The organism is Litoreibacter ascidiaceicola, assembly GCF_900129235.1.
Lineage (GTDB): Bacteria > Pseudomonadota > Alphaproteobacteria > Rhodobacterales > Rhodobacteraceae > Litoreibacter > Litoreibacter ascidiaceicola.
Genome location: NZ_FQUV01000004.1, coordinates 289,932 through 314,211, shown reverse-complemented (window position 1 = coordinate 314,211; position 24,280 = coordinate 289,932). Strand labels below are relative to the sequence as shown.

Genomic DNA, 24,280 nt, shown 5'->3' with positions numbered 1-24,280 from the left:
GGTCAATCCAAGGGGGAGCAACGCTTTGCCAAAAGAGCAGCAGATGTCCGTATCCGTCTGGCGCGGCGGGGCCACAGGCGCGTTCCAATCCTTTGACGTGAAGATGGAGGACAACCAGACCGTCCTCGACGTCGTCGCGTGGATCCAGCAATACGCCGACCCGACGCTCAGTTACCGTTATGCGTGCCGCGTTGGCATGTGCGGCTCCTGCGCGATGATGGTCAACGGCGTCCCGCGCTGGACCTGCCGCACCCATGTCAACAAGGTGCTGAAAGACGGCCACATGGAAATTGGCCCCCTTCGGAACCTGCCCGTCATCAAGGACTTGGCCACCGACATGGACCCGTTCTTCGACAAATGGGTCGCCGCAGAGGGTCTGCACCACCCGACCCAGACCCGCGACGATCCGATCGAGGCTATAGACCCCACAAACGCCGCCCGTGTCGAAATCAACGCAGGGATCGAATGCATCAACTGCTCCGTCTGTTACGCCGCCTGTGACACGGTTGCGGGCAATCCCGACTACCTCGGCCCCGCCGCCCTGCAACGGGCGTGGAGCGTCTATAACGACAGCAAGGACGCCAACAAGCAGGCGATTTTGGATGCGGTCTCCGGCGTGGGCGGCTGCCACAACTGCCACAGTCAGGGTAGTTGCGCGGTGCATTGCCCCAACGAGTTGAACCCGATGAACGCCATCGCGGGCCTGAAGCGCGAAACCGCCCGCAACTTCTTCAAGAGGCGCACATGACGCTAAAGCTCTACATGGCGCAACGCATCACGGCGCTGATCATGGCGCCGCTGGTGCTGATGCATATCGCGGTGATGATCTACGCCATCCAAGGCGGCTTGTCGGCGGCGGAAATCCTTGGCCGCACCCAAGGCAGCATCCTGTGGTTCTTATTCTACGGCACATTCGTCGTCGCCGTCTCCATCCACGCGGCCATCGGGTTGCGCACGGTGCTCTCGGAATGGGCGGGCCTGCGCGGCATGGGCTTAAACGCGGCCGCATGGGGTATCCTCGCCCTGCTCCTGATCCTCGGGATGCAGGCGGTCTACGGGGTCACCGCGATATGATACACGGACACCGCACCCACACGCTCTGGATCGCGTTCCTGCTGCACCGCATCTCCGGCGTCGCCTTGGCTTTGTTCCTGCCCGCCCATTTCTGGGTGCTATCCTACGCTCTCAACGCGCCGCAAAAGCTGGACGGGTTCCTGCACTGGGCGGAAACACCCATCGTCAAATTCGCAGAATTCGGCCTCGTCTTCCTGCTCTCCGTCCACATGCTCGGCGGATTGCGATTAATGGCGCTGGAGTTCCTGCCGTGGACATCGGGCCAGAAAACCGCCGCCGCCAGCACCGTCGCCGCCTCGACCTTTCTGGCGGGCATTTTCCTTCTGAGGGCCATCTGATGCAGATCGAGAGACACGACACCGACATCCTGATCCTCGGCACCGGCGGGGCGGGCATGTTCGCCGCCCTCCACGCGCAACAAACTGCGCCCGCAGGAACCAAGATTACCATTGCCGTCAAAGGTCTGATCGGCAAATGCGGCTGCACCCGCATGGTGCAAGGCGGCTACAACGTGGCCCTTGGCGGCGGCGACACGGTCGAGCGGCATTTCATGGACACCATCCAAGGCGGAAAATGGCTGCCCAATCAGGATATGGCGTGGAAGCTGTGCGAACAGGCCGTCGTGCGCATTCGAGAGCTGGAAAACGAGATCGGCTGCTTCTTCGACCGCAACCCCGATGGCTCTCTGCACCAAAAGGCCTTCGCGGGCCAGACGGCGGACCGCACCGTGCATAAGGGCGACCTGACCGGTATCGAGATCATCAACCGCCTGATGGAGCAGGTCCTGTCCCGCCCCGTCGAAAAGCTGCAAGAGCACCGCGCCATCGGGCTGATCCCGACCAAAGACGGCAGCGCGCTTGCGGGCGTGTTGATGATCGACATGCGCAGCGGCAAGTTCCGTTTCGTGCGCGCCAAGACCGTGCTGATGGGCACTGGCGGCGGGCCGACCATGTACAAGTATCATACGCCCTCCGGCGACAAGACGATGGACGGCCTCGCCATGGCGCTGCGTGTCGGCCTGCCTCTGCGCGATATGGAAATGGTGCAGTTCCACCCCACCGGACTTCTGGCGGGCGACCACACCAAGATGACCGGCACAGTGCTGGAAGAGGGCCTGCGCGGCGCGGGCGGGCAGCTTTTGAACGGCGCGGAAAACCGCTTCATGTTCGACTATGACGCCAAGGGCGAACGCGCCACCCGCGATGTGGTCAGCCGCGGGATCTTCGCCGAAATGCGCAAGTCGAACACGACGACGCCCAATGGTGGCGTATACATCTCCATGTCCCACCTTGGCCCCGACAACGTCCGCGCAAAATTCCCCGGCATGGTCAAGCGCTGCGCCGATAGCGGCTTCGATCTGGCCGCCGGGCTGGTCGAGGTCGTGCCGACTGCGCATTACTTCATGGGCGGCGTCGTGGTCGATCCCGACACCCGCACCGCGCTGGAAGGCCTTTACGTTGCGGGTGAGGATGCGGGCGGTGCCCACGGCTCCAACCGTTTGGGCGGCAACGGGGTGGCGAACTCCACCGTTTATGGCGGCGTCGCGGGCGACGTGATGGGCATGGATATCCGCAACATGGGCGCGCTCCGCGACCCTGACGAGAGCGTTTTGGAAGCCGAAGTGGCCCGCGCTCTCCGCCCGCTACAAAACAAGATCGCCCCGATCCAGCCGCTTCGTGACAAGTTGCAGGAGGCCATGTGGGAAGACGTGGGCGTCATGCGCACGGAAATCGGGATGGAGCGCGGCCTGACCCGCATCACCGACATTCAGGCCGAATTGCTGGAAGCTGGCGTCGCAGGCGACAACCTCGCCTTCAACCTGACATGGCACGATTGGCTCAACATGGCGTCGCTCTGCGAAATCTCCGAAGTCATCACCAAGGCGGGGCTGGCCCGCGAAAACTCCCGAGGCGCACATTACCGCGAGGACTTCCCGGACAGCGGCGCGATGGAGAGCAGCTATTTCACCGTCGCCCGCCAAACAGGCAACACCCTCGACGTCACCCGCGAGGACGTCCAGTTCACCATCGTCAAACCGGGCGAGACGATCCTGCCCGAAGGCGAACCCGTCTCATTAGTGGAGGCCGCAGAATGATCCCCATCGACATCATCCAGAAAACCGCCGAGACCCTGATGGACAAGGCGGCCATCGAAATCCCGCAGGACTATCTCGACGGGTTGCAAGCCGCCGCAGATGTGGAGGACGGCGACCTGTCCTCCTTCGTATTGCAGGCCATGCTGGAAAACTACGAGGCCGCCAAGGAAGACCGCCGCGCCATGTGCGGCGACACCGGCACCCCGCGCTGGTATGTCAAAATGGGCAACGAGACGCAGATCGAAGGCGGCCCAATCGCACTAGAAGCCGCCCTGCGCCGCGCAACTGCGAATGCCACCAACGGCGTGCCGTTGCGCCCCAATCGCGTGCATCCGCTTTGGCGCACGGACCACGACAACAACGTGGGCATCGGCGCGCCGGAGATCGAATATGGCTACGAGCCGGGCGGTGAATGGATCGACCTGATCACCGTCCATAAAGGCGGGTTGTTCGGCACCGATTACCGGATGCTCTTCCCCTCCGACGGGATCGAGGGGATCAAGCGGTTCTATCTCGACAGCCTCGTGGCCTTCGGCAAACGCGGCCTTGCCTGCCAGCCCGCGATTATCGGCATCGGGCTTGGCGGCTGCAAGGACACCTGCATGGTCTTGGGCAAGCGCGCCGCCTGCCTGCGCACGGTGGGCAGCGAGAACTCCGACCCGAAAATCGCCGCGCTGGAGCGGGAATTCAAGGAGATCGGCAACTCTATCGGCATGGGGGCGATGGGCTTCGTCGGCAAATCCATGGTCGTCGATTGCAATATCGAAGTGGGCTACTGCCACACTGGCGGCATGCAAATGTCCGTCCACGCCTTCTGCCTGTCCTCACGGCGCGCAGTGGCGCGGGTGTTCGCGGATGGTCGGGTGGAATATCGCACCGACCCCGACTGGTTCACCGACTACCAACGCCGCGAAACCGTCGACTGGGACGCCCCCGCGATGGAAGCGGCGGAATGACCCAGCCGCTGACAGGCATAAGAATTCTCGACCTCACCCATGTGCTGGCGGGGCCCTATGCGACGGGCCAACTGGCGCTGATGGGCGCGGAGGTCATCCGCATAGAGCGTCCCGGCAGCGACGACTTCGTGCGCGGCCATGGAGGCACGCAAGCCATGCGCGACGCGGGGCTTGGCGCGTCGTTCCTAAGCCAGAACTCCGGCAAGAAATCCGTGGTGCTGGACCTGAAAAGCAAAGCCGGACTGGACGCCGCTTTGTCGCTGGTCGCCGAGGCAGACGTCTTGGTGCAAAACTTCCGCCCCGGCGTGGCCGACCGCCTTGGCCTCGGGTTCGACGCCACCACAAGCCGCAAACCCGACCTGATCTATGCCAGCCTGTCGGGCTATGGCCCTGACGGTCCCCTCGCCTCCCGCCCCGCTTATGACCACATCCTGCAAGGCGTCAGCGGGTTGATGGCGATGACAGGAAGCCCGGAAAGCGGCCCCCTGCGCGTCGGCATCCCGATCGTGGACTACGTGGCCGGTCAGTCGCTAATCGCCGCCATTCTCGCCGCCCTGCTGCAACGCGCCAAACAGCCGTTGAAGCCGCAGGAGCTGCACGTCTCCATGCTCGACGCGATGACCAATCTCATGGGTGCCTATGCGGTAAACCACCAGACAACCGGCGCGTTGCGGGGCCTTGATGGCAACCGCGCGTTCTCGGACTCGCCGTTTTCCGGTCGGTTCGATTGCGCCGAAGGCCAGATCGTCATCACCGCCAATACCCCTGCACAAACCAGCCGTTTGTGCCTCGCGCTCGGTCGCCCCGAACTGGCGCAGTCAGACCCCGAAACCGTCACGCAAACCCTAACGCAAATCTTCGCCACGCAGCCCGCCAGCTATTGGGACACCGTGCTGGCGGAGGCCGATGTCCCCGCAGGCCCCGTCCTCACCTTAGGCGAGGCACTCGCGCATCCACAGATGCAAAACTCCCCCTGTTGGCACGACCTGCCCGTGCCGGAACTGGACCAGACCGTCCGTGTCCCCGGCCTCAGTTTTCGCGCGCCATGGGCACCCAAAACGCTTAATCCCGCGCCCACATTCGGGCGCGACACGGACGAAATCACATCACCGGAGGCCGCCCAATGAGCCCGCGTAAAATCCGCCTGAGCACCACACCCACGCAAGAGGCGCTCGATGATCTGCAACTTGGCGACATCGTCTATCTGGACGGGTTGATGTATACCGCCCGCGAAGGCGTCTACAAGCGCGCGCTGGAGGAAAAGGCCAACATTCCCATGGAGTTGCCCCGCGACTCAGCGGCCAACTTCCACTGCTCCCCCGCCGCGCGGATCAACCCCGATGGCAGCTTCGAGATGGGGGCCGTCACCGCCACCGCGTCCTTCCGCTTTGCCAAATGGCTGCCGGAATGGATGGAGAAATCCGGCGCGAAGCTGATCATCGGCAAGGGTGGCATGACGTCGAAAGACTACAAGTCGTTCTTTGTCCCAAACGGCGCGATTTATCTGTCCACCGTCGGCTACGGCACCGGCGCGTTGCTGGGCCGCGGGGTCGAGAAGGTGGAGGCCGTTCACTGGAACGAGGAACTGGGCCTCGCCCAAGCCATGTGGGTCATCAGGTGCAACAATATGGGGCCGTTCATCGTGGCCTCTGACAAACACGGCGACTGCCTGTTCGAGCGCGAAAACGCCAAAATCGCCGAGAACCTGCACCGCGTTTATGAAGGCACCCGCCCCGCGACGCTGAAGCGCTATGGCGAGACCGACGACCGCAGCGACGAGGTGATCTAGGCGCGCGCTTCCAGCGCTAGGGTTTGGAACTGGGCCAATTCTTCGGGCAAGTCGTCGATGCCCAGACCGGGTGCGTCGGCAATGGCGAACACGCCACCCTCCACCAACGCGCCACCAAAAGCGTCGCGCAGCGGGTTGGGGTTCACGTCGACTTCCAAAAGCCCGTCGCCGCCAACCGCCGCCAGCAAATGCCCCGAGGCGATCAATCCGATGCCGCCGCCAAGGAAATGCGGGCAGTAGCGCAGGCCGGCTTTGCGCACGTCGCCAGCAACCGAGGCACAGCCGCTTAGGCCACCCCATTTGACGATATCGGGTTGCAGCACGGATAAATGCTGCGCAGCAATTGCCGCAGCAAATCCGTCAAATCCGGTGATGTTCTCGCCCCCTGCCAATGGCGTCTTGAACGCCTCTGCCAAGCGCGCCCAGTCCTCAAATGGCAGGTCCGCACGAATGGGCTCCTCCAGCCAGCGCAACCCCAAGGCGTCAATCTGGTCCGTGCAAGTGAGCGCTTCGGGGACTGACCACGCCTGATTGACGTCCGCCATCAGGTGTTCGCCCTCATGCAGATTTTCGACCACGTCTCGCAGCGCCTCCATATCATCCGCGTCAAAACCGATCTTCACCTTGAACGCGTCATGCCCCGCCGCGCGGGCCTGCGCGATCAGTTCAGGTGCCGCATTAATGGCAATGCCGCTGGCATAGGTCGGCACGCTGTCTGCTGCCTTACTGTTCAGAAACCGCGCCACCGAGACTCCGTTCCGCCGCGCAAACATGTCATGCAGCGCAATGTCCAATCCCGCGATCACTTGGGCGAACGGCCCCCATTCACCCGATTGCAACGCACGGATATGGGTCTGCGCGGTCAGTCGCTCGATCAAGTCGCCCGCCTGCGCCACCTCCGCCCCCACCACCAAATCGCAAATGTCGCGCACCAGAAGCTGCGCACGGTGTTCGGCGGCGGCAGCGGGCCAATTGGCGAAGATCTCTCCCCAGCCGAAGCAGCCGTCCTGATCGGTCAGCTTCACGAACACCGCCGGACGGTCCCGCATCACGCCGAAGGATGTCGCCACCGGCACCTTTACCGGCACGCGGTAGCAAAACACCTCGACCCGTTCGATCACATGCGCCATCTAAAACACCTCCCGCGCCATTAGAACCAGCCCCGAAACGAGCATCATCGCAATCAGCAAGCGGCGGAACTGGTCGTCGGTCAGCCGCTTGAACACGGATATTCCGATCTGCGCGAAGATCATCGTCACCGGTAACGCCACCACGATATAGGTCAGCGTTTGGCCTGTGTAGGTGCCGTTGATCGCAAAAACCAACGCCGTGACGCCCAGCACGATCACATTGAAGGGTTGCAGCACCGCACGCGTCTCGGATTTGGGCCACGGGCGCATGGCGCACCACATCGTGGGCAAAGCACCCGACAGCGACGCCGCCCCGCCCAATACACCCCCCGCGAACCCGACGAGCATGTCTATTACGGGCGTCGGCCGCTCCAGCTTCGGCAAGGACGAACGCAGGGTGAAAAAGCCGCCATAGAGGATCAGAAATCCCGCAATGATCAGTTTCAGTATTCCGGGTTCCAGCACCGACAAGGCCGCCACGCCCAACGGCACGCCGACCAGCGCGGGCAGCACGAAGCGCGCCAACCTGCGCGGCTGGTCCATAATGGAGGCTCGCACCAGCCACACGCCCTGTAGCCCCGCAATGACCGACATGATCACCACAATCGACACCGCCTGTGCGGGTGGCATGATTTGCAGCCAGAACCCCAAGGCGAACAGCGCGGTGCCGAAGCCCGCCAGGCCATTCATGAAGCCCCCCGCCGCCGCACCTAAAGCAAGGATTACAAAGAAGTCCAACGTCATGGCCCTATCCCGCCCCTTGCGGAAACGGATCGAACCGCCCCACCGCAACTGCGTTGAGCAACTCTGCCTCGACCTCTTGAAGCACGCGCAGTTTCACCGTGTTGGCCAGCGACATCAGCCCCAATTCCCGCACCGGCGCGTCGTCACCCAGCGGGATGTGTTTCAACGGCAGCGGGTTGGGCGGTTGCACGCTCCGGCGCGGCACAATCGAGACGCCCAGATCGGCATGCACCATGCTGGAGATGATCTCGAGGTTTTCCAGTTCCATCGTGTCCTTCACCGTGATGTTCTTCTCTTGCAGCCAGTTGTCGATGAAGTCGCTTAGCAACGCCTTGCGGGTGAAGCGGATGTAGGGATGAGTGGCCAGTATCTCGAACGGATCGTCCGAGGTGACATTCAGCGAGGTCAACAGCTCCATCGGCTCCTGACTGATCGGCGCCCAGCGCATATTATGCGGGACCACATGCGGCTTGGTGATCACGGCGGCGTCCAGGACCCCGCGCTCCAGATCAATCAACAACTCTTTGGTTTGACCCGGCGTGACGCCAATATGAAGGTCGGGAAAACGCGCCTTGATCGAGGTGATGGCGAAAGGGATCAGACTGGTCAGCCCCGTCGGCACGCTGCCCAGCGACAGGTTGCCCCGCAACCCGTCATCGCCCAAAACCGAGGGCAACAGATTGTCATAGGCCGCCACAATCTCGCGGGCCCGAGTGACGATGGCGCGCCCGACCGGTGTCAGCTCCGGCGTGCGGCGCGTGCGATCAAACAGCGTGACGCCCCACCCCGCCTCCAGTGCTTTCATCTGCTGGCTGACGGCGGCATGGGTGACGAACACCGCTTCGCCAGCCGCGCTGAAGGTGCCGTTTTCCTCGACGGCAATTAACGTGCGGAGCATTCGTATGGACATGGATGACCGGCTTTATGTTAGCTTGGCTTTCGGTAATTGTAATCAATTGCCGCTTTATACAAGAATGACTTACCAATAACATTTGTCAAGGATCGACGCTGCCCCTAGCATGTCGATAACATAGGCTGCACACTCATCAGCCAGAAGTTTTTGGGAGGAAACTATGAAATTTGCGAAATTCAGCGCTGTCAGCGCAATGGTAATCGGCCTTGCCACGGCCGCATCCGCCGCGGATTACCCTGAGCGGCCGATCAATATGGTCATCCCTTACGGCGCAGGCGGGGCCACCGACATCTCGGCGCGCACAATTGCGGAGCCTTTGGGCAAAGCCGTGGGCCAATCGCTTATCATGGCGAACGTCACCGGTGCTGGCGGGGCGACAGGCTCCGTCGCTGTGAAGAACGCCAAGGCAGACGGCTACACCATGCTGTTCGCCCGCGTGGGCTCGCACTCGGTCAACCCTGCGATGAAGGCGACCTTGCCCTACACGCTGGACGATTTCCGCTTCGTGACGGTCTACGAGATCAACCCGTTCGCCTGCGCGGTCGAGGCCAAATCCGACATCAATTCGATGGATGACCTGATCGCCAAGGTGGCCGAGGGTGGCGTCAGCTACTCCTCCTCCGGCGTGGGGTCCGGTCTGCACTTGGCGGGCGCTATGGTGCTGGACGAGTTTGGCGTCGAGGACCCGCTCAACGCAGCCACTCACATCCCGCAAAAAGGTGGCGGCGCGGCTGTCACGGCGGTGTTGAACGGCACGGCGACCTTCTTGTGCACCAACTCCTCGGCCCTTGCCAGCTTCGTGGCCAACGGCCAGATGAAACCTTTAATGGTCACCACCAAGGAGCCTGTGGTTGGCTTCGACGCACCGACAGCCGCTGATCTGGGCAAGCCTGCCCTGCACCAGCTTGTCGGTTGGACCGGCATCGCGGGCCCGGCAGATATCTCGGACGAGGTCGCTGCGAAATGGGGTGAATGGATGGCTGCCGCCGCAGGTGACGAGGAATTCGTCTCCTCGATGGAAGCCCGTGGCTCGATCATCGACGTGATGAGCCCCGAGGACGCCAACGCGTTCATTCAGGAGCAATACAATACATTCCGCGCGCTGGTCGACAAACTGGGTATGCGGATCGAAGGCTAAGATCTAACGTATGAACGGCGCGCGGGGCTGATGCTCTGTGCGCCGTTTCTTTATCCAGCGAGGCCCGTTCATGCAAAACCTCCACCGGCAAACGCTCATCGGACTATTCGCGGTCGTCGCGGGCCTGTTCCTGATGATCGTGGCGATTCCGAACTGGGTGTCCTCGCCCAGCAATGTGCGCAACATCATCCTGTCGCCGGTGTTCTGGCCCTATACCCTCTCCGCCCTCACCATCGTGATCGGTTTGGGGTTGACGGTCACTGGGCATTTCTCGTCCGAAGACATGTCTCAGGAAAAAGCCGAAGTGCCCGGCGGATACGGCCGCCTCGCCATTATGGCCGTGGTCATGGTGATCTACATGTTCGGCCTGCCGCGCCTTGGTATGGTCTGGACGTCCATGCTAGCCTTCGTGGCCACCGCGTTTCTGGTCCGCACCTCGCATCCCAGAACCGCCGTGATCTGCGCGCTGTGCGTGCCGCTAATCCTCTATGGGTTCTTCGCCCATGTCGCCAGCGTCGCCATCCCGCAAGGTAACTTCGTGAGACTGCCATGAGCCTGATGGACAGCATCCTTGCCGGCCTGTCGCTAGTCGGCAATTTCGAGGCGTTCTTTGCCCTGTTCGCAGGCGTCGCCATCGGCACCATCGCAGGCGCAATTCCCGGCATGTCGGCCACCATGGCCGTGGCCCTGACCCTGCCATTCACATTTTCCATGCAGCCGATCATCGCGATCCTGCTGCTGTTGGGCGTCTATAAAGGCGGCATCTTCGGCGGCTCCATTCCCGCGATCCTGATCAAGACCCCCGGCACCCCCGCCTCCAGCGCCACGGTGCTGGACGGCTACCCTCTCGCCGAGAAAGGTCAGGCGGGCAAGGCGCTTGGCATGGCGCTGTGGGCGTCCTGCACCGCCGATCTGATATCAAACCTCGCGCTGATCCTGTTCGCGGGCTGGCTCGCGTCCTTCGCGCTGAACTTCGGCCCGCCGGAATTCTTCACCCTTATCCTGTTCTCGCTGACCATCATCGCCGGTGTCTCCGGTGCAAGCCTGCTGCGCGGGGCGCTCTCGGCCATGCTGGGGCTTCTGCTGGCGACGGTGGGGCTCGATCTCGTCTACGGCACCAACCGCTTCACCTTCGGTGATCCCAGCATGATGGGCGGGCTCAACTTCATCGCGGTGCTCATCGGGCTGTTCGCGATCCCCGAGGTGCTGGCCATGGTCTGGGACCCGAAACCTCATAAGGGCCAGACCCGTGGTTTGGGTGACGATAAAGTGACGTTCGCGGAATACAGACGCTGCTTCAAATCCATCGTGCGCGGCAGCTTTATCGGGGTGTTCCTCGGCTCCATTCCCGGCATCGGTGCGGCCCCGTCCGCCTTCCTGTCCTATAGCGAGGCGCGGCGCAAATCGCCCAACCGCGACAATTTCGGCAAAGGAGAGCTGGAAGGCGTCGCCGCCTCCGAGGCGGGCAATAACGGCGTGGCAGGTGCGACCCTGATCCCGCTCTTGGCGCTTGGCGTGCCGGGCGACGTGATCACCGCGATCATCATCGGCGCGTTCATGGTGCACGGGCTACAACCCGGCCCGATGATGTTCATCCTCAACGTGGATATCATCTACGGGCTGTTCATTGGCCTGATCGTCAGCTCGGTCTTCCTGTTCTTCATAGGCTCCGTCGCCATTCGCGGCTTCAAATACGTGGCCGACATCCCGCGCGGCGTGCTGTTCCCCGGCGTGCTGGTGCTGTGCGTCTATGGCGTGTTCGCGGTGAACAATAACATCTTCGATGTCGGCGTGATGTTCGTCATGGGCTGGGTCGGCTTTGTGATGCTACGCAACGACATTCCCGCCGCCCCGTTTCTGATCGCCTTCATCCTCGGCCCACTCTTGGAGGACAACTTCCGCCAAGCCATGTTGATGTCCGGAAGCTCTCCCGCGATCCTGTTCCGCGGGCCGATCACGTGGTTCTTCTGGGGGCTGACGGTGCTGACGGTCATCGCCATCATTCGCGCAGGCATCCGCGCCACACGCACTTTGAAACGACGGGCCTAGGCAGCAGACCTTACCAACGACAGCAATCGGGGCCGCCAGCGCTGTGCCTGACTGTCGTCGCGGGTCAGCATCACCAGATCGCGCGTCAGGCCTTCCAGCGCGTTTTCAACCACATGCACGCGCGCATCTTCATACCGGCGAATGTCGGGCAGTGGCAGGACGGTGTAGCCGACGCCTTCCTTCACGCATTCCATGCAGGCCTCGATACTGTCGAGCACCAGCGTATTTTTCGGCGACACCCCTGCCCCCAATGAGGCCGCGATCAGTTTGCCAATCCCCGTGCTGGGGCGGAAATGGATGAACGGCATGTGCTGCGGCAGGTGTTCCACACGCATATGCGACTGGCCCATAGGCACCGCCAAGCCCATCGGCTCCGATGCGATCAGGTCGGCATGCAGACACTGCGCCGCCCCTTCCACCCGCGTGACAATGGCGGCGTCCAACTGACCTTGCACGACCTGCTCCGTCAATACCTCCGACAGGTTGGAGCTATAGCGAAACGTCGCCCGCGGTTCCCGCTCCCCGGCCAGCGTCACGAATTTCGGCAGGATGCGGGCGCTGGCGGACTGAATGAAGCCCAGCTTGAACGCCCCGCTCAACCCCGCGCCCGCACTGCTTAAATCATGCAAGGCGTCAACGGCACTGATGACCCCCTTCGCCTGTTCCGCCACCTTCCGCCCCAAGGGCGTCAGGCGTGGCGGGCGGAAACTGCGGTCGAACAGCTCTGCGTCCAGTTCCGCCTCCAACGCTTTCATCTGCATACTCAGCGCGGAGAGCGTCATATTCTGCAACTGCGCCGCCTCGCTAAAGGACTGCACCTGCAAAATTCTAACCAAGGTCTCCAGCGCGCGGGTTTGCATTAATTCAATCTACCTGAACTTAGATTTCATTCTTATTAGATTGTTTTGGAAAAGCATAGACCTCACACTCGCGTTATGAAACACACATCCTCCTCCGAGTCCTTTCGCGCCATCGCGCGCGATCTTGCCACCAAATTCGCCCCCCGCGCCGCGAAGTGGGACCAAGAGCGGACCTATTGCTGGGACAACATCTCCGATCTGACCAACGCGGGTCTGATGGGCATGACGCTGCCCACGCGCTATGGCGGCCAAGGCGCGTCGTGGTTGGACACCGTGATCGTGGTGGAGGAACTGGCCAAAGCCTGCACCCTGACCGCCCGCATTGTGGTCGAGGCGAACATGGGCGGCATCAGCGCGATCATGGCCTACGGGACCGAAGCGCAAAAAGAATTCGTCGCGCCTTACGTGCTGGCAGGCGACAAGCCCGCGATCTGCATCAGCGAGCCGGACGCGGGCAGTGCAGCCACGCAGATGACCACCACCGCGCAGCGCGTTGATGGGGGTTATGTGCTGACCGGCACCAAGCACTGGATCACCGGCGGAGGGGTTTCCAAGCTGCATCTGGTTTTTGCCCGCGTGCTGGACAAGGCAGGTGAGGAGCAGGGCATCGGCGGCTTCATCATGTGTCAGGATGCTGGAAACGGCATGGACCATGACGGCTTCACCGTCGTCTCGCGCGAGCGGACGATGGGGCTGTGTGGCATGCCGGAGACGACTTTGAAATTCGACGATGTGTTCATCGAAGACGCCCTTGTGCTGCGCCCGCCGTCGGGCTTCAAGCGCGGTTTTGCCGACCTGATGAACGCCTATAACAGCCAGCGCGTCGGCGCGGGAACCATCGCCATGGGTGTCGCCGCAGGCGCGCTGGAGCACGCCAAACGCTACCTACTGGAGCGTGAACAATTCGGCCGCCCGCTGGCGGAATTTCAAGGCTTGCAATGGATGCTGGCGGATATGGACGCATCCGTCCACGCGTCGCGGTTGATGCTGCACGAGGCCGCACAATCGCGTGGCCCCAACGGGTCCCCCTTCCCCGACATCGCTATGGCGGCGCGGGCCAAACTGTTCGCCTCCGAGGCGGCGATCAAGGTGGTCAATGACGCGCTGCAAATGTTCGGCGCGCGGGGCTACGGCTCGGACGAGCCTCTGGAGCGGATGTATCGCGACGTGCGCATGTTCACCATCGGCGGCGGCACCGCGCAGATCCTGCGCACGCAGGTCGCGGGCAGCATCTTGGGCATCCGCACGCCGCAAACGCGCGGCGGTTACTGAGCCTTTTTGATGACCGGATAGGCGGCGCGAAACTTCTCATAAGCCGCGTCATACTCCGCCTGCAACGCACGGTCCGGCTCGATAATTTCGCTGATTTCCGGTGTGGCCATGATCTGCTCGAGTGACGCCCCTGTCGCCCCCATCCCCAATCGCGCGGCCCCCAGCGCGGCCCCGAATTCACCGCCCGCAGGCAAGGCCAACGGCACGCCCAGCACTGTCGCGATCAAATGCAACCAATAGCGCGAGCCGGTGCCGCCGCCGATGGCGATCAGTTGTTCCAGATTGGCCCCTGTGGATTTCAACGCCTCGAAACTGTCACGCAACCCGAACGCTACCCCTTCCAGTACCGCGCGGGTCATGTCGTCGCGCGTGGTCCCTGCGGACAGTCCCGTAAAACTGCCGCGAATTTCCGCGTCATTATGCGGTGTGCGTTCGCCAGAGAGGTAGGGCAGGAAACACACCGAGCCGGGCTTTTGCTGCTCCTCGCCCAAGCCTGCGGTCAACTCTTTCGGGGAGGTTCCGGTGATCCGCGCCAGCCAGTTCAGGCTGTCGGTTGCCGACAACATCACCCCCATCTGATACCAGCGATCCGGCACCGCGTGGCAGAAGGTATGCAACGCTGTTTCCGGCGCAGGGCGGTAGCCGTCCCGCGCGGCCAGCACCACGCCGGAGGTGCCAAGGGACACAAAGCCCTGCCCCTCGTCCATCGCCCCGATCCCGCAAGCGGCAGCGGCGTTGTCGCCAGCACCGCCCGCAATCGTCACGTCCGACACGCCCCATTTCGCTGCAAGGTCGCCGCGCAGCAAACCTGCCGCCTGCGACCCTTCAACAAGCCTTGGCATCTGGTCACGGCGCATATGGCCGACCTCAAGCAGGTGGTCCGACCAGTCACGCTTGCCCACATCCAGCCAAGCAGTGCCCGCGCTGTCTGACATGTCGGCCACGTAGTCTCCGGTCAGATAGTAGTTGAGGTAGGCGGCGGGCAGCAGCACGCGGGCGGTCTTGGCGAAAACCTCCGGCTCGTGGGTGCGGACCCAATCAAGCTTGGGGGCGGTGAAGCCGGGAAAGACGATGTTGCCGGACAGCGCGCGTACCTTGTCGGTGCCATCCAGCCGCGCGGCCTCCGCCGATGCACGGGTATCGTTCCACAAGATGCATGGGCGCAGCACGGAGCCCGCATCGTCCAGCAAGGTCGCGCCGTGCATATGCCCCGCAACGCCGATACCTTTAAGCGCGGCAAACTCGGGATGGGTAGATCGCAGCTCGTCCATCGCAGCGTCCAGTGCGGCAATCCAATCGGCGGGGTTTTGTTCGGACCAGCCGGAATGGGGATGCGCCACCTCGTAGTGGTGTTCGGCGGCTCCGATCATTTGCCCGTCAGCGGCGACCAGCAAAGCACGCAGCCCAGAAGTGCCCAGATCAATCCCAAGATACGTCATGTCGTTGCCCTTCCGTTACCGCTCACCGGCCATGCCGATGCATCTTTGTAGAGGATTTGAACGATCATTCAACGGCAACGGCACTGCAAATTATGCAGCGTTGTGAGGCGGTTCGCTACTGTGGGGAATTCTGGAGCGGGTAGCGGGAATCGAACCCGCACCTTAAGCTTGGAAGGCTCTTATGATACCATTTCACCATACCCGCTCAGAGGTTTCAGGCTATATTTTATGGGCTGATGGGCGTCAAGCGCGGAATACCCGTCCAGCGCGGTGACAGGCTTCAAAATCGAAGGCGCGTCGCATCGTTCATGCCTTGATCCTGATTGACCCAGATCAATGCTGCGGGTGCGATTTCTTTATATTCACTAAATGGAATTTATAGAAGGCGAGTCGTCTCGCGCCGCCAGAGGTCTGATCATGTCCGTTTCCGCAGCAGTTCCGAGCCAGACGCGGCTCGCCAACTTTCCCATCACCTTTTTCGCCATCGGCATGGGCATGATGGGCTTCACCCTTGCCGTTCGGGCCGCTGAAACAACCTTCGCCCGAAGCCACACGCTGTCGCAGGCCGTGCTGGTCTTCTCGGTGCTTTTGCTGACCGCGATCTCTGCGGGCTACATCGCCAAAGCCCTGCGCCACCCCGCCGAGGTGGCGGCGGACTGGCACCATCCGGTGAAGATCGCCTTCTTTCCTGCGGTCTCTATCTCGCTGCTGTTGCTCGCCACGGCGCTGGTGGAAACCGCGCCTGCATTGGCGGAGCCGTTATGGCTGCTCGGGACCGGCCTGCAAGGCGTGCTTGCGCTGTCGGTGTTGTCCGCGTGGATTGGTCACCGGTCATTCCAGACAGGGATGATGACGCCAGCGTGGTTCATCCCAGCGGTGGGCAACGTCATCGTGCCATTGGCAGGGGCCAAACTGGGGTATGTGGAGCTGTCGTGGTTGTTCTTCTCCGGCGGGCTGATCTTCTGGATCATCCTGCTGACCTTGGTGATGAACCGCCTGATGTTCCATGACCCGATGCCGGGGAAAATGGTGCCGACACTGATGATCCTCGTGGCGCCCCCTGCAGTGGCCTTCACTGCGTGGGTGCGTCTGGAAGGCGAGGTCGGGCCGTTCGGGCAGGTCTTGCTGAACGCCGGTTACATATTCGCGCTGCTTGTCACCACGCAGGCGTCCAAGCTGCGGAACCTGCCCTTCGCGCTGTCGTGGTGGGCGCTGTCCTTCCCCATCGCGGCGCTGTCCATCGCCAGTTTCGGCTACGCCCATGCGGCAGGCTCCGACGCCCATCGCTGGATCGGCGCAGGGCTTCTGGCGCTGCTGGTGGTCGTCATCTTCGGGCTGATCTGGCGCACGGCCATGGCAGTGCGCGCGGGCGCGATCTGCGTCCCTGAATAAAGGTTTCTCAACGCATCAAAGGAGTATCCAAATGCGTATTTCCAAATTCCTCACCTCATCCGCACTTGCGTTGGGGCTGGCCACGTCGGCCCAAGCGGATGACCCGAACAAGCTGATCACCATCCTGACCGCCCCCGAGCCACAGACCCAGCTGATGGCAATGGTCCTGACCATGAACGCCATGGCCGCGGGGTCGTCAGCCGAGGTGCTGCTTTGTGGCCCTGCCGGTGACATCGCGCTGAAGGACGCGCCTGCGTCTGCCACGACAGGTCAGCCGCCAAAAGACGTCAGCCCGCAAGGCCTGATGAAAATGCTGATGGAAAAACAGGGGCTGAAAGTTCAGGTCTGCGCGATCTATCTGCCCGGCAAGGGGGCTGATGCTTCCGTGTTGCTGGACGGCGTCACCGCCGCTGCCCCGGACGCAATGGGGGCCGCGATAGTTGGCGACGACACCACCGTGATGAGCTTCTAGAGACGGCCACTCACACCCGTGTGCCCTTGTGGCATACGGGCACCTTCAAGGGAGACGACAATGACCGACCTACATGATCTGCACAGCTCGCGCCGCGCCTTTCTGGGCCTTATCGCGGGGGGATTGGCAACGGCGGCGGCGGTGCAGCCCGCATCTGCCGCCAAGCTCCAGACCAAGGCCCGCATCGTGATGATCGGCGCAGGTGCTGCGGGGACGTCGCTGGTCAACCGCTTGATGGACCGGCTGGACGGCGCGGACATCACCATCCTCGACCCCAGTGCGGTGCATCTGTACCAGCCCGGTTTGTCGCTGGTGGCCGCAGGGCTCAAGCCCGCGTCCTACACGCAGTCGAAAACCACCCAATGGCTGCCCAAAGGGATCACGCATATCGCAGAGGCCGCCGCCGCCATTGACCCGATTGCCAAGACCGTGGACACGACCGGCGGCACAACTGTGCCGTATGACTTCCTTGTCGTGGCACCCGGCCTTGTGCTGGACCATAACGCCATTGAGGGGTTCTCGCTGGATCTGGTTGGCACCAACGGCATAGGCGCGCTGTATGCGGGGCCGCAATACGCCGCCAAGACATGGGAGGCCGCGTCTAAGTTTGCAGAAGACGGCGGCGTCGGCATTTTCACCCGTCCCGCCACGGAAATGAAATGCGCGGGCGCGCCGCTCAAGCATACGTTCCTGATCGAGGACATCGCCACACGGACAGCGGGCGCAGGCAAGCACCAAATGCATTACGCGGCCCATGATGGCGCGCTGTTCGGGGTGCCGATTGTCTCCGAGAAAGTGCGGATGCTGTTCACCGATCGCGGCATCACCCCGCATTACAGCCATGTGCTGAAAGCCGTTGATCCGGGCAAAAAGCGCGCAACCTTCGCGACGCCGGAGGGCGACGCGGAAATGGCCTATGACTACCTCCATGTCATCCCGCCGCAGCGCGCGCCGGAGGTGATCCGCCAGTCCGGCCTGAGCTGGGCCGACAAATGGACCGATCAGGGCTGGGTCGAGGTGGACAAGCATTCCCTGCGCCATCTGCGCTACCCCGAAATATTCGCCTTGGGCGATGTGGCTGGCGTGCCGAAAGGCAAAACCGCGGCCTCGGTGAAATGGCAGGTGCCGGTGGTCGAGGACCACCTGATCGCCGCCATCGAAGGGCGCGAAGGCAGTGCCAGCTATAACGGCTACACCTCCTGCCCGCTGATCACCCGTGTGGGTCGCGCGATGCTGGTCGAGTTCGACTACAACAACAACCTGACCCCGTCATTCCCCGGCATGATCGCACCGCTGGAGGAGCTGTGGATCAGCTGGTTGATGAAGGAGGTGGCGCTGAAAGCCACCTATAACGCAATGCTGCGCGGCAAAGCCTGAGGAGGACGCCCCATGGAACAACTGACATTCGAAACCATGTTCGCCGTGTTCGAGGAAATCTTCGGGCGCGGCCTGTTTTGGGCAATGGTCGTGGCGGCGGTCGTCGTCACGCTGGCCTATCTTTACGTGCTGATCCGTGATCGAGAATTGTCGATGCGCAAATTCCTGTGGGCGCAGCTTTCGATGCCGTTCGGCGCGGTGCTTGCGGTGGTGTTCGTGCAGGCGATGACCCATTCCGGCCTGCGCGACATTGGCGGGCCGATTGACGTCATCGTGCTGCTGGGAATTGCGGCGATGGGGGCGGTCGGGTCTGCGATCCTCGTCTACACCGCGCAATCTCTGGTGCGCAAAACACCGGAACAGTGACGGGTAAACTCAGCCCTAGGGCTGCGGCTTAAGGCCTAGACGTTCCGGACCTTCATGCGTTTGCCTTCCAGCGAGGAATCCATCAGCGCCTCAATCAGCGCATGTGTTTTCAGCGCCGCGCGGCCTGTCACAAGGGGCGGGCGGCCCGCGTCCAAGGCTTGCACGAAGTCATCAAGCACGCCTTGATGCCACGCATGGGTGAAGGCCATCGGGTCGGCCCCGCCGCCGGTCTCGGTGTTTTCGCCGAACGTCTCATGGCGGCCATCCTGCCAGTGAATATGCAGCTCCCCCGATTGCAAACGCGCGGAGGCATCGGCGCAATGGAGCGTGATGCTTTCCGCCGTCCCCGGGAACGCCGCCGTGGTGGCGGTCAGTGTGCCCACTGCGCCGTTCGCAAAGTCGAGCCCTGCGGCCACGACGTCTTCGGCCTCCATCTTGTGCAACTTGGTCGTGCGCGCCAGTGCCTGCACCTGCGACACGGGGCCGGTAAGCGACAGCGCCAGATCAAGCGTATGGATCGCCTGCGTGATCAGCACTCCGCCGCCATCTTGCGCAATCGTGCCGCGACCGGGAGTGCTGTAATAGTCCTGATCACGCCACCAAGGCACGTCGATCTGGGCCATCGCCAACGGACCAAGCGCGCCCTCCGCCATGAGCTGGGTCAGCTTTTGTGACGCCTCCCGCATCCGGTGTTGAAAGACGATGCCAAGCGGCACACCCGCTGCTTCGCAACGCTCCACAAGGGCGGTCGCGGCGGTCAGGCCGCGCTCGACAGGCTTTTCCATCAAGATGGGCTTGCCCGCCTGCACCAGTGCCGCGACGATCTCCGTGCGGGCATTGGGCGGTGTGGCGACAATGGCGAAATCAAGGTCGGGATCGGCGCAGGCTTCGGCCAGCGTGACCGCCCGCAATCCATGCGTTTCGGCAAAGGCAGCGGCGCGCTCCGATCTGCGGGCGCAGACAGCGGCCAAGCGTGCGTGCGAGGACGCCTCCAGCGCCAGACGATGTGTGTCCGACACCATGCCCACCCCGAACAATACGGCGTTCTTCATGTGATCCTCCCAGTCGGGTGGACCGTGCGCCAAACCGTGGGACGGGTCAACGCCACAAGCCCCCGAGCTGGTATGAAACCATCGAGGGTGGGCAAAAATGCTCTATTCGGAAGTAGTAAGGGTGGCGGCGCCGCCGAAGCGTGGTGTGCTGCCGGACAGGGTTTTACCCCCGCATCCCGTCCGGCTTTTTGCCGGATTTGTATCGCGCGATTTGATCGGATGCCCCGCTGCCCATGCTGGTCGCGGCCGGCTGGCGGGATCCTGATTAACCACTCTTGTGACGTCGAGAGATGTTCTACGCCCCTCCCGTTGAGACTGCGTTAACCAAGCGTGCGGTGCTACACGCCGGGCGGCGTGCGCAGCACCGCGCGCTTGCGCGTGCGCACCCAGATCAACAGGCCGGAGCCGATGATGATCGCCGCCCCGATCAGCGTCGCGGCATCGGGGATATGGCCCCAGATCAGGTAGCTGGAAATCGACAGGAACAGCAGGAAGAAATACGCATAAGGCATCAACGTGTTCGCCGTGGCGAAGCGGTGGGCGCGGGTCAGAAGCTCGTGACCTGCCCAGCCGAAGACCCCCAGCAGGACCAGCAGCACCCAATCCAGTGTCGTCGTGGGGTTGGTCCATGTCCAGATCGCCGTGGGCAGCAAAACCACCGTGCCGAACAGCCCCATATAGAACTGCATGATTTCGGTCGACACCACCCCGGACAACTTGCGCGTCAGGATCGAATAAAGCGCCATTGCCAGCGCGTTGTTGAGCGACAAGAGCATGGCCCAATGGAACTCTGTCCCGAAGGGCCGCATCACCACCAGCACGCCGACAAAGCCCAGAAGGATGCCGAAGATGCGCCATGGCCCCGCGCGTTCGCCCAGCAAGGGCCAGCCCAGAAGGCACACCAAAATGGGCGAGGTGAACATGATCGACGCGGTCACCGTCAGCGGCAGGTAGATCAGCGCGATGAAGTTCAACGCGGTCGACGAGGTCAGCAGATAGGCGCGGAACAACACCAGCCCCAGACGGTCGGTCTTGAAGCGCTCGACGTCCATGCCGCCGCGCGCCACCAGCCATGTGGAGATGACGAAATGCCCGACATAGCGCATGAAGGCCAGCTGCAACGCCGGTAACCCCGCCAGCACCAGCCACTTCACCGAGGTGTCGATCATCGAGAAAAACAGCCACGCCGCCAGCATCATTCCGATGCCAAGGGTTGCGCGATCTTCCAGTGCTGGAACGGCGACGCGGCTCATGTTTTACGGCTTCATCTTGGCGGCATAGAAGTCCACCATCTGGGACACCATGTCCTCGCCGTGACCCTCGTCGCGGGCGGTTTCCAAGGCTTTCAGGGTACTTTTCGACATGATCGAATCCACCCCTGCGTCATCCGCCATCTTGGCGTAATACCCCACATCCTTGGCGGCGTTCTTGATCGCGAAGGCCAGCTGGTTCGGGTCACCATCGACCCCGTAGCCCTTGACGAAATCCATCATGCCGGAATGCAGCGGGCCTGCGCTCATCACGTCATAAAGCCCCTTGCGATCGACGCCTTGCACGTCTGCCATCGCGAACGCCTCGGCCATGGCATTGGCCACGGTCATGCCGAAGAAGTTGTTGATCAGCTTGATCGTGTGGCCGGAGCCAAGCGCGCCCAGATGGAAGACATTTTCGCCCAGATCGTCCAGCACAGGTTTGACCTTGTCGAACGCCGCCTTGTCGCCTGCGCACATGATATTGAGCAAACCGTCCTTGGCGTGGGATGGCGTGCGGCCCAATGGCGCGTCCAGATAGGCACCACCTGCGGCCGCGACCTCCTCGCCCAAGGCTTTGGTCGAGGCGGGCAGCGAGGTGCCGAAATCAAGCACGACCGTGCCGGGTTTCAGACCTGCGATCACACCGGCGTCGCCGTGCATCCGGCCTTCGACCTGATCTGATGTGCCCATGCACAGCATCACGATGTCACAGGCTTCCGCCACCTCCCGCGCGTTTGCGGCCTCAGTCGCGCCGCGTGCGAGTGCCTGATCCAGATAGGTGCGGTCGCGGTTGCCCAAAACCACCAGATCGTGGCCCTTGTCCTGCAACCGCCCCACCATTGCGCCGCCCATCAGGCCAAGGCCGATAAATCCGATTTTGCTCATCTGTTCACTCCAGTTTCATTTAATATCAGCGCCGCCCCTTGGCGGCCAATCTCGTCGCTGCATTTGGCCCCTGCCCCGTTGCCGCCTGTGCAAACCACAAGGCGGTCGGACAGTCGCGCGATCTCCGGCAGCCGGTCCTGCGTCCAAGAGGTCACGCAGGCCTCCATGCTTACAGCTAGTATGTCAAGCTCCGGCATCAGGGTCCGGATCATCGCGTGCAGGTGATCGCGAACCTGCGCGTTGCCGCCCGCTTGGAACCAGTCGCGGATATTTGTCTCTGTGACCAAGGGCACATCTTCCGGATCGCCCCCCAGTTTGATGTAGAGCTTCCCGTCCGGGTAGCGGATCGGCGGCAGGAGATACGGGTCCTCCGGCGTGTCATAGACGAGCGTCGGCATCGCGCTCAGCCGCGCGGCCTCCGCCTCGCTCACCTCAAAGAACGCGACTGTGCGCGCATAGACGTCCAGCTTTGGCGGGCGCGCCAGAACCGTATCGGTGTTGTAGCCAGCGGCGACCAGAACGTGGTCGAAACGGTGGCGGCCCTGATCGGTGGTCACCTCCACATGGTCGCCGCGCTCGTCCAGCCCCGTGACGGTTTCCTCCACCAGCTTGGCGTTGAAAGTTTGCGCCGCCTTGGTCTGGGCCGCGACCAGATTGCGCGGACTGACATGGCCCGCGCGGGTGGGTTCATGATAGCCGGTGAAGTGGGCGGGAAAGCGGAAGAACGGGAACCGTTGCGCCAGCTCTTGGTGGTCCAGCACATCACATGGAACATTGTGCTTCAGGCGGCCCACATCGACGCGGGCCATGAAGCCTTCGCCCCCCGCCATCACCGCGCCGGTTTCAGTGTAAAAGCGGATGCCGCTTTGGCGTTCGATCTCGGAATACCGGTCGATGGCCGTCGTCGAGACTCCGACCCAGTATTCATCCAGCGCATTTTTGCGGGTGATCCGCCCCTCGTCATAATGCGAGCCGAACACGCCTGCGTGGCTTCGCTTGTCGTGTGGCTCGGGCGGGCCGATCAACGTCACGTCCTCCCCCGCCATCGCCAGATGCCGCGCCGCCGCCGCACCCCAAAGCCCCCGACCGATGACGGCAATGCTCACTTGGCCACCTCGAAAGACCGCGCGTGAAGGCGCTTCTGGATTTCGTAAATCGTGAAGTTGTCCGTCGGCAGTGGCGCGGGGATACGCGCGCCGATGCTTTGCACCCGCGGCTCCAGTGTCGGATCTCCGCACAGCATGCGGTCGTTGTAGTCCTTGATGTCGCTCCAGCGGGTTAGCGAGCCCATGATCGGGAACGCATCCGCTGCCATCATTTCATAAAACAGCAGGCGGCGGTCGCGGGTCGACTGGTTGAGCGCCGAGCCATGCACGATCCGCCCGTGATGGATCGACACCGAGCCGGCTGGCCCCTTCAACTCCACCGCGTCCTTCATGTCGAAGCCGCTGGCGGCAAGGTCCATGGCACCTGCAAACACCCCATCGACATGGTGGTCATAGATCGGGTGTTTGTGCGAGCCGGGGAAGACCATCAGCGGGCCGTTTTCGCTTTCCATGTCGTCGAGGATCACCGCGATCGCCAGCACGTCGTCATTGGTGTGCGGATAAAATGCGAAGTCCTGATGCCATTCCACCGCCGCGCCGAAGCCTGCCGATTTCATGTTCAACTTGGTCGTGTGCAGCCGCAGGTCCGGCCCGATCAAGTCGCGGGCGGGGGCAAGTATCAGGTCGGAATACATCAAATCGCGCATCACCTTGTTATGGGTATGCGGCAGCTTGATACGCCGCACGCGCGGGGTTTCCGGCGTGTGGCTGTCCTCCAGATCAATCTGGTCGGTGCTCTCAGACAGGCTTTTGGCCTGTTCCTGATACTTGGCGATTTCGGCGCGCAGGCTGGCTAGGATGCTGTCAGGGATGCGCTTCTCCAGCACGAGGTAGCCGTTCTCGTCATAGAAGTCCTTCTGGGATTGCGTCAGTGTTTCCATACTCATCTGTCCTCCGGTTTTGCGCCCATAACGGGAT

At 62.5% G+C, this 24,280-nt stretch carries 25 protein-coding genes and 1 tRNA gene; 15 read left to right on the top strand and 11 right to left on the bottom strand.

What is annotated here, in order from left to right:
• Window positions 1-43 precede the first annotated feature (43 nt).
• Genes BUB72_RS10435 through BUB72_RS10405 form a run of 7 tightly spaced genes read left to right on the top strand, consistent with a single transcriptional unit; the run spans window position 44 to window position 5,914 of the window.
• On the top strand, window positions 44-748 hold the full coding sequence (locus BUB72_RS10435; protein WP_073143641.1) for a succinate dehydrogenase/fumarate reductase iron-sulfur subunit: 705 nt from the start codon (window positions 44-46) through the stop codon (window positions 746-748).
• Window positions 745-1,074, top strand: a complete 330-nt coding sequence (locus BUB72_RS10430; protein WP_073143640.1) for a succinate dehydrogenase — start codon at window positions 745-747, stop codon at window positions 1,072-1,074. The genes BUB72_RS10435 and BUB72_RS10430 overlap by 4 nt, the downstream gene beginning before the upstream one ends.
• Window positions 1,071-1,412, top strand: coding sequence for a succinate dehydrogenase, cytochrome b556 subunit (gene sdhC, locus BUB72_RS10425; RefSeq protein ID WP_073143639.1), 342 nt, complete (start codon window positions 1,071-1,073; stop codon window positions 1,410-1,412). The genes BUB72_RS10430 and sdhC overlap by 4 nt, the downstream gene beginning before the upstream one ends.
• Entirely contained in the window at window positions 1,412-3,169 is a 1,758-nt protein-coding gene (locus BUB72_RS10420) for an L-aspartate oxidase (protein ID WP_073143638.1), read from the top strand. The genes sdhC and BUB72_RS10420 overlap by 1 nt, the downstream gene beginning before the upstream one ends.
• Complete coding sequence (locus BUB72_RS10415; RefSeq protein ID WP_073143637.1) at window positions 3,166-4,125, top strand: fumarate hydratase; 960 nt, start codon at window positions 3,166-3,168, stop codon at window positions 4,123-4,125. The genes BUB72_RS10420 and BUB72_RS10415 overlap by 4 nt, the downstream gene beginning before the upstream one ends.
• Window positions 4,122-5,252: a CaiB/BaiF CoA transferase family protein gene (locus BUB72_RS10410; protein ID WP_073143636.1), complete on the top strand. Its 1,131-nt coding sequence runs from the start codon at window positions 4,122-4,124 to the stop codon at window positions 5,250-5,252. Before BUB72_RS10415 ends, BUB72_RS10410 begins: the two co-directional genes overlap by 4 nt.
• Window positions 5,249-5,914, top strand: coding sequence for a fumarate hydratase C-terminal domain-containing protein (locus BUB72_RS10405; RefSeq protein ID WP_073143634.1), 666 nt, complete (start codon window positions 5,249-5,251; stop codon window positions 5,912-5,914). Before BUB72_RS10410 ends, BUB72_RS10405 begins: the two co-directional genes overlap by 4 nt.
• On the opposite strand, the gene BUB72_RS10400 is transcribed toward BUB72_RS10405, so the two are convergent.
• Genes BUB72_RS10400 through BUB72_RS10390 form a run of 3 tightly spaced genes read right to left on the bottom strand, consistent with a single transcriptional unit; the run spans window position 5,911 to window position 8,698 of the window.
• Window positions 5,911-7,044, bottom strand: a complete 1,134-nt coding sequence (locus tag BUB72_RS10400) for a mandelate racemase/muconate lactonizing enzyme family protein (RefSeq protein WP_073143632.1) — start codon at window positions 7,042-7,044, stop codon at window positions 5,911-5,913. The genes BUB72_RS10405 and BUB72_RS10400 overlap by 4 nt on opposite strands.
• Window positions 7,045-7,788 (bottom strand): sulfite exporter TauE/SafE family protein, encoded by a 744-nt coding sequence (locus BUB72_RS10395; protein WP_073143631.1) that lies wholly within the window; start codon window positions 7,786-7,788, stop codon window positions 7,045-7,047.
• Between the two features lie 4 nt (window positions 7,789-7,792).
• Complete coding sequence (locus BUB72_RS10390) at window positions 7,793-8,698, bottom strand: LysR family transcriptional regulator (protein WP_073143629.1); 906 nt, start codon at window positions 8,696-8,698, stop codon at window positions 7,793-7,795.
• A gap of 163 nt (window positions 8,699-8,861) precedes the next feature.
• Here BUB72_RS10390 and BUB72_RS10385 point away from each other — a divergent pair, with 163 nt between their 5' ends.
• The 3 genes from BUB72_RS10385 (at window position 8,862) to BUB72_RS10375 (ending at window position 11,888) form a co-directional block, all read left to right on the top strand.
• Window positions 8,862-9,839, top strand: coding sequence for a Bug family tripartite tricarboxylate transporter substrate binding protein (locus BUB72_RS10385; protein WP_073143626.1), 978 nt, complete (start codon window positions 8,862-8,864; stop codon window positions 9,837-9,839).
• A 70-nt stretch (window positions 9,840-9,909) separates the two neighbouring features.
• Entirely contained in the window at window positions 9,910-10,392 is a 483-nt protein-coding gene (locus BUB72_RS10380) for a tripartite tricarboxylate transporter TctB family protein (protein ID WP_073143624.1), read from the top strand.
• Window positions 10,389-11,888, top strand: coding sequence for a tripartite tricarboxylate transporter permease (locus BUB72_RS10375; RefSeq protein WP_073143622.1), 1,500 nt, complete (start codon window positions 10,389-10,391; stop codon window positions 11,886-11,888). The genes BUB72_RS10380 and BUB72_RS10375 overlap by 4 nt, the downstream gene beginning before the upstream one ends.
• On the opposite strand, the gene BUB72_RS10370 is transcribed toward BUB72_RS10375, so the two are convergent.
• Window positions 11,885-12,748: a LysR family transcriptional regulator gene (locus BUB72_RS10370; RefSeq protein ID WP_073143620.1), complete on the bottom strand. Its 864-nt coding sequence runs from the start codon at window positions 12,746-12,748 to the stop codon at window positions 11,885-11,887. The two genes, BUB72_RS10375 and BUB72_RS10370, sit on opposite strands and share 4 nt — an antisense overlap.
• A 75-nt stretch (window positions 12,749-12,823) precedes the next feature.
• On the opposite strand from BUB72_RS10370, the gene acdA reads away from it, so the two are divergent.
• Entirely contained in the window at window positions 12,824-14,020 is a 1,197-nt protein-coding gene (gene acdA, locus BUB72_RS10365; RefSeq protein ID WP_073143617.1) for a 3-sulfinopropanoyl-CoA desulfinase, read from the top strand.
• On the opposite strand, the gene xylB is transcribed toward acdA, so the two are convergent.
• Both xylB and BUB72_RS10355 read right to left on the bottom strand, forming a co-directional pair.
• On the bottom strand, window positions 14,014-15,459 hold the full coding sequence (xylB, locus tag BUB72_RS10360) for a xylulokinase (protein WP_073143615.1): 1,446 nt from the start codon (window positions 15,457-15,459) through the stop codon (window positions 14,014-14,016). The genes acdA and xylB overlap by 7 nt on opposite strands.
• A gap of 131 nt (window positions 15,460-15,590) precedes the next feature.
• Window positions 15,591-15,664 (bottom strand) — tRNA-Gly (locus BUB72_RS10355).
• A gap of 212 nt (window positions 15,665-15,876) precedes the next feature.
• Between BUB72_RS10355 and BUB72_RS10350 the strand changes: the two genes are divergently transcribed.
• The 4 genes from BUB72_RS10350 to BUB72_RS10335 are packed head-to-tail and all read left to right on the top strand — an operon-like array spanning window position 15,877 to window position 19,066.
• Window positions 15,877-16,851, top strand: a complete 975-nt coding sequence (locus tag BUB72_RS10350; protein WP_073143613.1) for an SLAC1 anion channel family protein — start codon at window positions 15,877-15,879, stop codon at window positions 16,849-16,851.
• Window positions 16,852-16,882: 31 nt separating this feature from the next.
• Window positions 16,883-17,323, top strand: a complete 441-nt coding sequence (locus tag BUB72_RS10345; protein ID WP_342742161.1) for a hypothetical protein — start codon at window positions 16,883-16,885, stop codon at window positions 17,321-17,323.
• 60 nt (window positions 17,324-17,383) lie between these two features.
• Window positions 17,384-18,700 (top strand): FAD-dependent oxidoreductase, encoded by a 1,317-nt coding sequence (locus BUB72_RS10340; protein ID WP_073143611.1) that lies wholly within the window; start codon window positions 17,384-17,386, stop codon window positions 18,698-18,700.
• A 12-nt stretch (window positions 18,701-18,712) separates the two neighbouring features.
• Window positions 18,713-19,066: a DUF5368 domain-containing protein gene (locus BUB72_RS10335; RefSeq protein ID WP_073143608.1), complete on the top strand. Its 354-nt coding sequence runs from the start codon at window positions 18,713-18,715 to the stop codon at window positions 19,064-19,066.
• Between the two features lie 35 nt (window positions 19,067-19,101).
• Here the strand turns inward: BUB72_RS10335 and BUB72_RS10330 are convergent, their stop codons facing one another.
• From BUB72_RS10330 to BUB72_RS10310, 5 genes are all read right to left on the bottom strand, one after another.
• Window positions 19,102-20,118, bottom strand: a complete 1,017-nt coding sequence (locus BUB72_RS10330; protein ID WP_073143606.1) for a Gfo/Idh/MocA family protein — start codon at window positions 20,116-20,118, stop codon at window positions 19,102-19,104.
• A 338-nt stretch (window positions 20,119-20,456) separates the two neighbouring features.
• The gene (locus BUB72_RS10325) at window positions 20,457-21,371 is read right to left on the bottom strand and encodes a DMT family transporter (protein ID WP_073143604.1); all 915 of its coding nucleotides are present in this window, start codon (window positions 21,369-21,371) and stop codon (window positions 20,457-20,459) included.
• Window positions 21,372-21,374: 3 nt separating this feature from the next.
• On the bottom strand, window positions 21,375-22,256 hold the full coding sequence (locus BUB72_RS10320; protein WP_073143602.1) for an NAD(P)-dependent oxidoreductase: 882 nt from the start codon (window positions 22,254-22,256) through the stop codon (window positions 21,375-21,377).
• Window positions 22,253-23,362 carry an NAD(P)/FAD-dependent oxidoreductase gene (locus BUB72_RS10315; RefSeq protein ID WP_073143600.1) on the bottom strand — a complete coding sequence of 370 codons (1,110 nt, stop codon included), beginning with the start codon at window positions 23,360-23,362 and terminating at the stop codon, window positions 22,253-22,255. The genes BUB72_RS10320 and BUB72_RS10315 overlap by 4 nt, the downstream gene beginning before the upstream one ends.
• Window positions 23,359-24,249, bottom strand: a complete 891-nt coding sequence (locus BUB72_RS10310; protein ID WP_245814797.1) for a phytanoyl-CoA dioxygenase family protein — start codon at window positions 24,247-24,249, stop codon at window positions 23,359-23,361. The genes BUB72_RS10315 and BUB72_RS10310 overlap by 4 nt, the downstream gene beginning before the upstream one ends.
• Window positions 24,250-24,280: the final 31 nt, after the last annotated feature.